General features: G+C 70.9%; 13 protein-coding genes and 1 pseudogene. 6 read left to right on the forward strand and 8 right to left on the reverse strand.

Going from position 1 to position 10,795, the window contains the following annotated elements:
* Positions 1-203: 203 nt before the first annotated feature.
* The 8 genes from ACIP37_RS37360 to ACIP37_RS37395 all read right to left on the reverse strand — a co-directional run bounded on the left by ACIP37_RS37360 (position 204) and on the right by ACIP37_RS37395 (position 5,322).
* The gene (locus ACIP37_RS37360) at positions 204-1,337 is read right to left on the reverse strand and encodes a PIG-L family deacetylase (protein WP_400812461.1); all 1,134 of its coding nucleotides are present in this window, start codon (positions 1,335-1,337) and stop codon (positions 204-206) included.
* Positions 1,334-1,507, reverse strand: coding sequence for a hypothetical protein (locus ACIP37_RS37365; protein ID WP_363589243.1), 174 nt, complete (start codon positions 1,505-1,507; stop codon positions 1,334-1,336). The genes ACIP37_RS37360 and ACIP37_RS37365 overlap by 4 nt, the downstream gene beginning before the upstream one ends.
* Positions 1,508-1,525: 18 nt before the next feature.
* Positions 1,526-1,753 (reverse strand): NUDIX domain-containing protein, encoded by a 228-nt coding sequence (locus ACIP37_RS37370; protein ID WP_400812463.1) that lies wholly within the window; start codon positions 1,751-1,753, stop codon positions 1,526-1,528.
* Between the two features lie 2 nt (positions 1,754-1,755).
* Positions 1,756-2,268: an HIT family protein gene (locus ACIP37_RS37375; RefSeq protein WP_400812465.1), complete on the reverse strand. Its 513-nt coding sequence runs from the start codon at positions 2,266-2,268 to the stop codon at positions 1,756-1,758.
* Complete coding sequence (locus ACIP37_RS37380; protein WP_400812466.1) at positions 2,265-2,741, reverse strand: GNAT family N-acetyltransferase; 477 nt, start codon at positions 2,739-2,741, stop codon at positions 2,265-2,267. The genes ACIP37_RS37375 and ACIP37_RS37380 overlap by 4 nt, the downstream gene beginning before the upstream one ends.
* Positions 2,742-2,891: 150 nt before the next feature.
* Complete coding sequence (locus tag ACIP37_RS37385) at positions 2,892-3,374, reverse strand: NUDIX domain-containing protein (protein ID WP_363589251.1); 483 nt, start codon at positions 3,372-3,374, stop codon at positions 2,892-2,894.
* 41 nt (positions 3,375-3,415) lie between these two features.
* A complete protein-coding gene (locus tag ACIP37_RS37390; RefSeq protein ID WP_400812468.1) occupies positions 3,416-3,907 on the reverse strand; it encodes a winged helix-turn-helix domain-containing protein in 492 nt (163 codons plus the stop codon).
* A 170-nt stretch (positions 3,908-4,077) separates the two neighbouring features.
* Complete coding sequence (locus ACIP37_RS37395) at positions 4,078-5,322, reverse strand: XRE family transcriptional regulator (RefSeq protein ID WP_400845387.1); 1,245 nt, start codon at positions 5,320-5,322, stop codon at positions 4,078-4,080.
* Positions 5,323-5,657: 335 nt separating this feature from the next.
* On the opposite strand from ACIP37_RS37395, the pseudogene ACIP37_RS37400 reads away from it, so the two are divergent.
* The 6 genes and pseudogenes from ACIP37_RS37400 to ACIP37_RS37425 all read left to right on the forward strand — a co-directional run.
* Positions 5,658-5,903 (forward strand): annotated as a pseudogene (locus ACIP37_RS37400) (Gfo/Idh/MocA family oxidoreductase); the annotation flags it as partial.
* A 3-nt stretch (positions 5,904-5,906) separates the two neighbouring features.
* A complete protein-coding gene (locus ACIP37_RS37405; RefSeq protein WP_400812489.1) occupies positions 5,907-6,458 on the forward strand; it encodes a Gfo/Idh/MocA family protein in 552 nt (183 codons plus the stop codon).
* 234 nt (positions 6,459-6,692) lie between these two features.
* On the forward strand, positions 6,693-7,655 hold the full coding sequence (locus tag ACIP37_RS37410) for a phosphoglycerate dehydrogenase (protein ID WP_363633326.1): 963 nt from the start codon (positions 6,693-6,695) through the stop codon (positions 7,653-7,655).
* The gene (locus tag ACIP37_RS37415) at positions 7,652-8,449 is read left to right on the forward strand and encodes a TIM barrel protein (RefSeq protein ID WP_363589259.1); all 798 of its coding nucleotides are present in this window, start codon (positions 7,652-7,654) and stop codon (positions 8,447-8,449) included. The genes ACIP37_RS37410 and ACIP37_RS37415 overlap by 4 nt, the downstream gene beginning before the upstream one ends.
* Complete coding sequence (locus ACIP37_RS37420) at positions 8,446-9,120, forward strand: aspartate/glutamate racemase family protein (protein WP_363589261.1); 675 nt, start codon at positions 8,446-8,448, stop codon at positions 9,118-9,120. The genes ACIP37_RS37415 and ACIP37_RS37420 overlap by 4 nt, the downstream gene beginning before the upstream one ends.
* Before the next feature lie 188 nt (positions 9,121-9,308).
* Positions 9,309-10,706: a gluconate:H+ symporter gene (locus tag ACIP37_RS37425; RefSeq protein WP_400812473.1), complete on the forward strand. Its 1,398-nt coding sequence runs from the start codon at positions 9,309-9,311 to the stop codon at positions 10,704-10,706.
* Positions 10,707-10,795 lie beyond the last annotated feature (89 nt).

Here is a 10,795-nt window from a genome sequence, read left to right on the forward strand (position 1 = left end):
GGCCGCCACGAGATCCTGAAAACGAGTCCGTGCCGCAAGAACCAAAGCCGGACAGTTGGGGGGAATCCCCTATCGAACACCCTCTCAGAGCGCGGGCACCGCCCGTACCGGCGCCGGACTGCCGGTGCCGGTACGGTGTTGTCCGTCCGGCGGGGAAGTCGGTTACTGGCATCGGGGTCTGTGTCCTGGTGTCTGTCGGCCCGTCAGGCCGATCCAGCCGGGGGGTGTCGGGGTGGCGCGGTGAGTGACGTGTAGTGCTCGGTTCCGAGGATCCGGTACCTGACGTCCTCGGGCAGGCGGGTCAGGATTCCGGGGAGCGGGCGCTCTCCCTCGACCTGGCTGCGGTGGGCCGTGATCGCGGCCCACTTCTGGTCCAGCCACTGGCGTACATCGCATGTCACGTCGGCCAGGGTGTCCGGGACGCTCAGCACGGATTTGCCGACCCGGCTCAGGAGCGGCCCGAGGTCGGCGATCGCCGAGTGGGGGTGGGTGGCCATGTGGACGGCGGCGGGCTGCCAGGGCTCCCCGGCGTCCGGGTAGAGGTGTTCGAGTCCGGAGGCGGCGATGGCCAGCAGGCTCGCCCGGTGGGTCTGCCGGTGGTCCGGGTGGCCGGTCAGTTGCCCGTAGGCGTCGTGGGTCAGCACGATGTCGGGCCGAACCGCGCGGATGTGCCGCACGATGTCCTCGACCACGTGGTCGACGGGCGCGTCGCACAGCCGCGGCCGACCGGGAGCGGATTGCGGGACGCGGGCGTCGGCGTAGCCGAGCATCCTCGGCGCGCCGGCGCCCAGGATGTCCAGGGCGTCGGCGAGTTCGGCGGCGCGGTGGCTGTCCTCGGCCCAGGTTGCGGTGACGACGGCCGTCCGGGCGCCGGACGCGGCGTGCTGGGTGAGGGTGCCGCCGACGAGGAGCGATTCGTCGTCCGGGTGTGCGAGCACGGCGAGCAGGGACGGCAGGGGTGGCATGGCAGGTCCTCCTTGTTCGGCGGGCGCAGGGTGAGTGGCTGGTGACGGCTGCCCGGGTCGGAGGCGGGCGGCGAGGGTGGCCATGTCGGTGGTGAAGCGGCCTGCGAGGTCGACGCCGGTCTCCTGGGCGATGACCATGAGCGAGAACAGGCAGTCGGACAGCTCGTGGCCGATGGCCCCGGTGCTCGCGGCCACGTCGGCGCGGTGGCCCTGGTGGGCCATGACCAGTTTCGCGAGGTCGCCGACGTCGCCGGTGAAACCGAGGACGAAGTCCGACAGGCCCCAGGTGCGACCCAGCTTCCGCCGGTTGATCTCGTCGTAGAGGTCGCGTACTTCGCCTGCGGCGGCGGACATCTCGTCCCAGGTGGTCATCGGCTGCTCCGTTTCGGGTGCGTGGTCGGGCGGGATCGGCGGCGGGTGCGGTCGTGTTCGGCGGGGTCGGGGGTGATGCGTTCGAGTTCCTTGTCGGTGAGGTGGCCGCCGTCGAAGGTGACGCCGATCTTCCAGGGCCGCGGTGGTTCCGGCGGGGTGAAGGAGAGCATCAGGGGGCGGGGGCGTCGTCAAGGGCGGCGGGGACGAAGCCGATCTCCTCGGCGGTCTCGCGCAGTGGCGCATGTCCACGGGTCCTCGTCGTTGTCGAGGAGGCCGCCGGGGTAGTGGTATTCGCCCGGGTGGTGGGCGGAGGTGAGCAGGAGCGGCCGGTCGTGGCGGTCGGTCAGGAAGACGCCGGCGTAGGAGATGCCGTGCGGCAGGGTGGGGACGAACCGCCCGGGCGGGACGAAGACCATGGTCAGGCTCCTTCCTGGTCGTGACGGCCGGGGTGGCCTAGCCGGGTGCGCAGGTCGGCGGCGAGGCGTTCGGCCCGGCCGGGGTCGTCGGGCAGGAGGCCCGCGCCCTCGGTCATCAGCGCGTGGAACTGCTGCTGCTCGTACGGGATGCCGGGCGGTAGGGCGGCGATGTGCCAGTGGACGTGGGCGTTGCCCTGCTGGCTGCCCAGGCTCAGCAGGTAGAGGCGTTCGGTGGGGACGGTCGCGGCGAGCGCGGTCGCCACGCGGTGCACGACCAGTTGCAGGGCGAGGTACTGGTCCTCGGTGAAGCCGCTGACGGTGTCCTCGACGTGGGCGCGCGGGGCGACGAGGAGCTTGCCCGGCAGGGTGGGGTAGCGGTCGAGGAAGGCGACGTGGACGCCGTCGTCCAGGACGATCCGGTGTTCGTACCCGGGCTCACCGGCGAGCATCGAGCAGATGAAGCAGGGGCCGTTGCGGGCCCGCTCGTTGTAGGCGTCGAGGTCGAAGGCGGTCACCGCGTCCAGCCTTCCGAGCCGGGGCGCAGCGCCATGTAGCCGTCGACGGGGTCGAATCCGAGGGTGCGGTAGAGCGGGGCTCCGGTTTCGGTGGCACGCAGCTCGATCGATCCGCAGCCGCTGTGCCGGAGTGCCTGGACCAGGGCGGTGGTGACGGCGCGTGCGTGCCCGCGGCGTCGGTGGGCCGGGTCGGTGGCCACGGTGTGGATCCGGGCCCACCGGCCGGTGGGGTGGGTGGGGCCCCGGTAGCCGCGGTAGACGATGCCGATGGCGCAGGAGGCCAGCGTGCCGTCGTCGGAGGGGACGACGTAGGCGAGCAGGTTCGGGTCGGTGCCGAGCCGTTCGCGCATGTCGTCGCGGAAGGTGGTGCGCCAGTCGTTGGTGAGCCGGGCGCCGTCGAGCACCGCGACGCGCAGGCGCAGCAGTTCGTCGGCGTCCTCGGGGCCGGCGGGGCGTACGGGGGATCCGGTCATGCGGGACTGCCTCCGGGGTTCGGTGGTCACTCGGGTGGTTGTCGGGGGTGGCCGGGGCGGACGAGGTGTCGGTCGGTGCCGCCGTCGGGCCGGTGCACGGCGCGGTAGGCGTACGGGATCCGGCTGGTGGGGAAGGCGGCGGTGCCTTCCTCAGTCCTGGACCAGGTCGCGGGGGTCGGCCCCCTCGGCCCAGCCGTGGGTGGAGAACCCGCGGCCACCGGACAGGTACGCGGACAGGGCGGCGTGGGAGGACGGGAACATCGGCAGCGGCAGCCCGCCCTCGGGCGACCACACCACGGCGAGGTGTTTACCGGGCTCGGTGTTCGTCAACTCGCCCTGCCAGGCGGTGGCGAGGAAGACCGACAGCAGGAAGGGGCCCTTGCCGTCCCAGCCCTGGCGGACCTGGATCGTGTGGACCAGTCGCAGGTCGCACGGGTCGACTTCCAGCCCCGTCTCCTCCGCCAGTTCACGGGCGGCGGCCTCGTCCAGGCGCTCGCCGACCTCGACCTTGCCGCCGGGGATCGTCCACACCGGCGTCGTGCTCCAGCTGTTCGTCGCGTAGTTGATCGTCGCGACCCGGCCGCCACTCCGGTCGTGGACGATGACGGCCACCGCCTGTCGCAGGCTTTCCACAGCACTACCTCCAAGGACGCTTGATCACTGACTTCGGCTCGTCAGGGTGATGTTGGGGTGTCGAGGGTCAGGCCGGTGCCGGCTATGAATCCGTCGGGTGTGTCGGGTCGGTACTGGAGTCGCTTGAGTCGGTTGCGGACGAGGGTTTCGAGTCGGTCGAGGGCGACCACGGCGAGGTTGGCGAGGCTGTGCTTGATGTGTGCCCAGACCCACTCCACGGGGTTGAGGTCGGGCGAGTGGGCGGGAAGGAGGAAGACCGTCAGCCGGTCGCGTTCGGCGATCAACTCGCCGATGGCGTGGGAGATGTGGGTGTTCAGGCGGTCCCGGACCAGCACGATCGGTGCTTTGACGAGGTGCTGGACGCCGCCGACCAGGGCGATGAAGTCGCGCTCGGCCACTCTGCGTGCGGGGACCTGCGGGCTGAAGCCGAGCCGGTGCATCAGCCTCGTGGCGCCCGAGAGGCTGTACGAAACGTGGAACTTGCGCCCGATCAGCGTGGCCACCCGCGCAGCCGTCCACACCTGGTCCTCCACCCAGCAGCACTTCTCGCTGATATCGGCGCGAAGCCCGGCCCCGCGCCCGCATGGGTCCGGGCTTCGCAGACTGGCGCTTGGCAGCCTCCTGGCGACGGCGGCTCGGATCATCCTCTCCGGGATCATCCTCTCCGGGCCGCTGATCACCGCGACTCTGATCTGGGCATCCGTCACGCAGCCCGGACGCGCTCGATGAGATCGGCGACGCCGTCAACCTGGCGGTACGGCTGGAACGCCGGCGCGAGCTCGCGGACCAGGCTGACACACCGCTCGGCGCCGATGCGGGTGGCCAGATCGAGGGATTCGGTGGTGACGGCGAGAGCCTGCTCGACGTCGTTGGATTGCAGGAAGCCCTTGGCCTGGTAGGTCAGGAAGATGCCACGCGTCTTGTCCCGGGCCTTGGGCAGGAGGGCCAGGCCCTCGGCCATCCTGACCTGCGCCTCGTCGGCCCGGCCGAGATCGAGCAGGCACTGGCCGGAGTCGACCGCGAGGTCCGCGGGGCGCATCCACGCGCACCAGCCCGGCGCGGGGTCGCTAGCCCGCGTCGACAGTGCGGTCTCGGCGTCGGACAGGTCGCGGTAGCACGCGGAGCGTTCGCCGAGCGCGGCGTGGGCCCTGGCCCGCCGGAGGAACAGCAGCGACCGGGCGGTGGGGTGCTTGGTACCGGACAGTGCGTGGCCGAGCTGGTCCACCGAGATGTTCGGTTGGCCGATCCAGTTCGACTGGTAGGCGAAGTCGGAGAGCACACCGGCGCTGAAGTCGCGGTCACCTGCGGCGTCGGCGGCTTGCAAGGCTCCTGCCCAGAGCTTTCCCGCGGCGAAGTGCTTGCCCTGGTCGAAGCGGTACCAGCCGCAGGTGGTGGCCAGTGACGCGGCCAGGAGGTGCAGCCGCTTGGCGACGGGCTCGGCGTGGCCGCCGCCCTCGATCAGGTCGGTGACGGTCGCGAGATGAGCGTCCGTCAGCTTGATCGTGTGCTGGCGCTGTTCGGTGGGCAGGGTCGTCAGCTTCGCGCTGGTTTGCTCCAGCCAGTCCACGAGCCCGGGGTCCACGGCTGTCCTGCCGTCGAGGGCGGAAGTCAGGCGATCGGGCTCGATCGTGGCCCACTGGGCGGCGAGGCCGGCCAGCGAGACGGCGCTGAAGGTCATGAAGCTGCGGCGGTCCATGGCGGCTCTCTGTGCATCTCGAAGTGCTTGGACGGTGTACGCCGATCCCAGTGGCAGCGGAACCTCGCGGCCGGGCAGCCAATCGGGCCACCCGAACAGCTCCATGTCGGCGATCGGAACGTCGAAGGCTTCCGCGATCAGGATCTGGGAGTGCAGGTTCGGCTGCTTGCGCCAGTTCTCCCACCGGCTGACGGCCGTCTTGTCCGCGCCGGAGCGGAGCCCGTGCTTGCGGGCGGCCCGGTCGAGGAACACGACGAGGTCGCTCTGTGACCACCCGCGCAGTTCACGGGCGTAGGCGAGGGGGTGCCGGATCGGGTCGTCCACGGGGCCAATTCCATCATCGACAGTGACGGACAGCCTACTGCGCGCGAGCGCGGGACAACCCCGGGACTACAGACAATGCCTGTCCAGGAAACCGGAGTTGGCGCTGTACTCGACACGCATCGACAAGTTCCCTCACGAAGCGGAAGGAGTCAGCCCATGAAACGACGCGCGGCGGTCATCGGCCTCGGACACCAGGCACTCGAAGACCACCTTCCCGGCCTGCTCGCCTCCAACCGGGCCGAGTTGGTCGCGCGGTCTGCGACAGCGACCCGGACGCCCTGCGGGCCCAGCAGGACACGCACCACGTCCCGGGCTTCACCCGGGCCGCCGACCTGCTGGACACCGTGGCGCTGGACTTCGTCATCGTCGCGGTCCCGCACCACGCCGGCCGGGCCGTGATCGAGGAGTGCGCCGTCCGAGGCGTGCACGTCCTCAAGGAGAAGCCGTTCGCGACCTCCCTGCCCAAGGCGCGCGAGTTCGCCTCGATCTGCCAGCAGGCCCAGGTGGAGCTGATGGTCACGCTCCAACGGCGCTTCAACCCGTTCCACGCGTCCGTGGTTCAGCTCCTGGACCAGATCGGCACCCCATTCTTCATCGACGGCCAGTACACCTTCCACACCGACGACCCCGGCGCGGGCTGGCGCGGAGACGTCAGCCAGGCCGGCGGCGGCTGCGTCATCGACATGGGCTACCACATCGTCGACCTGCTGCTGTGGTACTTCGGGATGCCCAACCGGATCATGGCCGACTTCTCGACCGCCGCGCTGCCCGACGGCGGGTACGACGCCGAGGACACCGCCGTCATCCAGCTCGGCTACGACAACGACCTGTACGGCACCGTGCGCGGAGAACGGCACCAGCACGCCGATGCTGCCGGCCCGCTCCCGGCACGCCTCTGTCCGCTCCCTGGAGCGGTGCGCCCGCCCCGGCGTGGACGCCGTCGCCCGGCACGTCACCGCCCAGGACCCGGCCGCCCGCGGCCGTTGACTGGGCGGGGGAGGGCAGGACCACCGCCGAAAAGCTGCTGCACACGCAGGGGTCTAGTATCGGCCCCATCGCTATAGTATTTTATTTGTCGCGACCCGATAGGTCGATGGAGAGGCCGTAACGGCCGGAGAGGTAGGACGGTCTTGGCCGGAGAGCCGACAGAGCCGACAGAGCCGACAGAGCCGACAGAGCCCATAGAGCCGACGGGGCCGGGAGCGCCGACAGAGGTGACGGACCGGGCAGCGCAGCACGCAGCTCCACTCCACGGGCGCGTCCTGGTGACCACGGGCTGGTTGCGACCGGGGGACGCCGTGCACCGCCACCTCGCCGCGGCCGGGCTCGACGTCGTGCACGGTTCGGTCGGGGACCGGGCCCGCGGCGGCGCGTCCTTGCCGGAGTTGGTGGGTTCCGTCGACGCGATCGTGGCCGGCACCGACCCCTTCGGCGCGGAGCTGTTCGAGGCGGCGCCCCGGTTGAAGGTGATCGGGCGTACCGGGGTCGGCTACGACAACATCGACCTGGCGGCGGCGACCGCACACGGTGTCGCCGTCTGCCCGACCCCGGGAGTCAACCGCCAGTCCGTGGCCGAGCACACCATGGGGCTGCTCCTCAGCCTGGCCCGCAGGATCCCGCAGAACGTCGCATCGGTCCGTGCGGGCGGGTGGGACCAGGCCGGCGGACGCGAGTTGGCCGGTGCCACGCTCGGCATCGTCGGTCTGGGCGCGATCGGCAGACTCGTGGCCCGCTTGGCGCAGAGCTTCGGCATGCGCGTCGTCGCCTACGACCCGGCCGTCGACCGGGACTACGCGACCGAGCACGGCATTCGCGTGCTCGACCTGGAGCAGTTGCTGGCCGAGTCCGACTTCGTCAGTCTGCACCTGTTCCTCAGCCGGCAGACCCACCACCTGCTGGACGCAAAGGCATTCGCCCGGATGAAACGGGGTGCCTTCGTGGTCAACACGGCGCGCGGCGGCGTCGTCGACGAGAGCGCCCTCGCGGACGCGCTCGCCTCCGGCAGGCTGGCCGGCGCCGCGCTGGACACCGTGGAGAAGGAGCCGCTGCCGTCCGACAGCCCGTTGCGCTCCTTCGACAACGTGCTGGTGACGGCACACATCGGAGCCGCCACGGTGGAGTCACGTGCCCGCTCCGGGATGATGGCCGCCCGGTCGGTCGTGACGGTGCTACGGGGTGGACGTTCCGAACACACCGTCAACCCGGGGTCGGCCGCTCACGCAGCGGCGCGCACGCGGCGGCCGGAGGCGGACGGAAGATGACGACGTTTCGTTTCGACGCCAACCTCAAGTGGCTTTTCACCGAGCTGGAGTTCGAGGCGCGCTTTGACGCGGCCGCAGCCGCCGGCTTCGCCGGAGTGGAGTTCCCCTCGCCCTACGGCTACGCCGCTCCCGTCCTTCGGCGTCGGCTGCGTGACGCGGGGCTGACCCAGGTGCTGATCAACACGCCCATGGGCGCGCCCGGAACGCCGACCCGGTCGGGACTGGCCTGCATCCCCGGCCTGGACGGCGAGTTCCGGGCCGGTGTCGAGCGCGGTCTGGAATACGCGACCGCGCTGGACTGCGAGCTGCTGCACGTCGTCGGTGGGATCGTGCCCGACGGGGTCGGTCGGGATCGGGCGTTCGCGCGCTACGTCGCCAACATCGCCTGGGCCGCGGAACAGGCCCGGGAGGCCGGAGTCCGGATCGTTCTGGAGGCGCAGAACAAGCGGGACTGCCCCGGCTTCGTTCTGCAGTCCCAGGAACAGGCGGCCGCGGTGGCGGAGGCGGTCGGCGGCGATCAGGTCGGGTTGTTGCTCGACTTCTACCATCTGCAGATCGACGAGGGCGATCTGATCCGCACCTACCGGCGTTTCCAGGAACGGGTGTGGCACCTTCAGGTCGCCGACCCGCCGGGCCGGCACGAGCCGGGGACGGGAGAGATCGGCTGGCGGGCCGTGCTGCGGGCCGTCGCCGAATCCGGATACCCGGGCTGGATCGGCTGCGAATACGCGCCGGCCGGTGAGACCGTGGCGGGGCTGGACTGGGTGCGGTGGTTCCGGGGAGCGGCGGCGTGACCGCGCCCCGGATCGCGCTGATCAGTGCCGTACCCACGGCGATGGCGCCGGCGGCCGAGGCGCTGCGTGAGGGCTTCCCCGAGGCCGAGGTCTGGCACCTGCTGGACGACCGGCTGCTGTCGGACGCCGACGAACAGGGCGGTCTGACCGCGGCGCTGCGGGCGCGGATGCACCGGCTCATCGAACACGCGGTGCGCGGGGGCGCCGACGCGGTTCTGCTGACCTGTTCGCTGTACGGGGTGGTGGCGCAGGAGGCCGCCGGCGGGGTCGCCGTGCCGGTGCTGGCACCGGACCAGGCGGCGTTCGAGCAGATCGCCGCCGGCGGGCTCCGGCACGTCCTGGTGGTGGCCTCGTTCGAGGCGGCGTTGCGGGACTCGGTGGACCGGCTTCGCACGGTACTGGCCTCGTCCGCACCGGCACCGGGGGTCGAGGTGTCGGGTCTGGTCGTGCCGGAGGCCAAGGCGGTGACGGCCGCGGGAGAGCGTGACCGGCTGGTGTCGGTGCTGGTGGAGGGCGTGTCCGCGGCGATCGCGGACGCCGACGCGGTCTTCCTCGCCCAGTACTCGCTCGCCCCCGCGGCCCGCGCTCTCGCGGCGGCCCTGGAGATGCCGGTGGTGTCCGGTCCGGCGAGTGCCGCGAGCGTCCTGCGCACGTTGCTGTCAGGCCCTTGAAACCCGCCTGCTAAATCCTGTAGTCAAGCCAGCACTGAGCGAGTTTCTGAGTGATTCATATAGGCGGAGCGCCGTGGCTGCACCCCCACCCGGGCAGCCCCCTCGACTGACGCCCCCTCGACTGACGCTCCCGCGATAGAAGCTCCCGCGATTGACGCCCCCCGCCCGCGCGAACAGAGAGGTTTGGCGTGGCCCCATCATCTGAGGTCGGCCTGCTGGTCACCGGCTTCGTCGGCATAGTCGTCGTCGTCCTGTTGATCACGACACGGTTGAAGGTTCATCCGTTCCTGGCGCTGGTGATCGGCGCTCTGGGTATCGGGCTCGTCGCCGGGGAGAAGCCCGCGGCGGTCGTCCAATCCGTCACCTCCGGGGCCGGCGGAACGCTCGGGCAGACCGGACTGATCTTGGTCCTGGGCGCCATCCTGGGCACCGTGCTCGCCGAATCCGGAGCCATCCGGCGGCTGGCCACCGTGCTCACCCGGGGCCGTTCCCTGCGCACCGTCCCCTGGACGGTGAGCCTGCTGGCCTTCGTCGTCGCCCTCCCGCTCTTCTTCGAGGTCGCCCTCGCGGTGCTGCTGCCGCTCCTGTTCAGCATCGCGCGGGAGGTCGAGACCACCATGCTCGACAGTGAGGGCCGCGACGCGAAGGGCAGGAGGACTTCGCCCTACCTGCTCGTGGGTGTCCCGGCACTGGGCACCGTCGCCTCGATCCACGCGCTGGTCCCGCCCCACCCCGGCCCCACCGCCGCCGCGACCGCCCTCCACACCGAGGTCGGGACGGTCATCGGCTACGGCCTGCCGGTCGCCGTCATCACCATGGTGGTCTCCGGCCAGTTCCTGGCCGGCCCGATCGCCCGCCGCGTCTTCCCGGTGCCTCCGCCCAGACTCGTCGAACAGTTCACGCTCAAGGCCGATGACCGGACCCCGCCCGGCATCGCCCTGTCGGTCATCCCGGTGGTGCTGCCGTTGATCCTGGTCGTGGGCCAGTCCGTGGTCACCGTCGCCCACCTGACCGGGGGTTGGGCGAGTGCGCTCGGCTTCGTCGGCCAGCCGGTGGTGGCGCTGCTGATCGCGGTGATCCTCGCGGTCATCGGCCTCGGCTGGGCGCGGGGAGTCAGCGGGCAGCAGCTGAAGGGCCAGGTCGACGACAGCATCGCGGCCATCGCCCCCATCCTGCTGATCATCGGGGGAGGCGGCGCCCTGAGCGGGGTCATGCTGGACTCCGGGATCGGCAAGGCGATCGCCCACCTCACGCACGGCCTGGGCGTCTCTCCGCTCATCCTGGCCTGGGTGATCGCGGCCCTCATCCGGCTGGCGGTCGGCTCGGCGACCGTCGCCATCATCACCGCCTCCGGGATCGTCGCCCCCATGGTGCCCGAGACTCCCGGGCTGCACCCGGCGTTGGTCGTCCTCGCACTCGGCTGCGGCTCCATCATCTTCCCGCACATCAACAACGCCGCCTCCTGGCAGGTCAAGGAGAGCTTCGGCATGTCACTGACGGACATGTTCAAGAGCTTCACCGTCATCGAGACCACCGTGTCGCTGCTCGGCTTCGGCTGTGTACTCGCCATATCCGCCCTGGCCTAGGGCCAATGCCGGTGACTTTAGGTTGCTCCTGGCTGGGTGATGGTGACTGTCGCCGGTTCTGGTTGCGGCCAGTTGCGGTGTTGGGAGCG

Source organism: Kitasatospora sp. NPDC088861, assembly GCF_044750105.1.
Taxonomy (GTDB): domain Bacteria; phylum Actinomycetota; class Actinomycetes; order Streptomycetales; family Streptomycetaceae; genus Kitasatospora.